Origin of the sequence: Streptomyces sp. URMC 124 (assembly GCF_051386455.1) — a bacterium.
Lineage (GTDB): Bacteria > Actinomycetota > Actinomycetes > Streptomycetales > Streptomycetaceae > Streptomyces.
This window is the reverse complement of sequence record NZ_JBPQTS010000569.1, coordinates 1-250: the sequence shown is the minus strand read 5'-3', so window position 1 is coordinate 250 and position 250 is coordinate 1. Positions and strand designations below refer to the sequence as shown.

Sequence of the window (250 nt, the reverse complement as noted above, 5' to 3'; positions counted from 1 at the left end):
CTGCAGGATATTATTCTGAACGACTGGTCCTGGTATGAGCGGCATGGGATCCGCTTGTTCGCTGGTCAGCCCGTTCGTCATATCGATGCCAAACGACGTTTCGTCGAGACAGCCTCCGGCCTACGTGCAACGTATGATGCATTAATCCTGGCAACCGGCTCATCTCCATTCATACCGCCTATCCCAGGGACGGATAAGGAAGGGGTTATATCCTTTCGAACGATCGACGATTGCGAGAGAATGTCCGAAA

The 250-nt window shown here is 52.4% G+C and carries 1 protein-coding gene; it reads left to right on the top strand.

Features of this window, described 5'->3' with window-relative positions; translation table 11 throughout:
* Positions 1-54 precede the first annotated feature (54 nt).
* The coding region (locus ACSNOG_RS33730; protein WP_436756474.1) for an FAD-dependent oxidoreductase at positions 55-250 on the top strand (196 nt) is incomplete at its 3' end.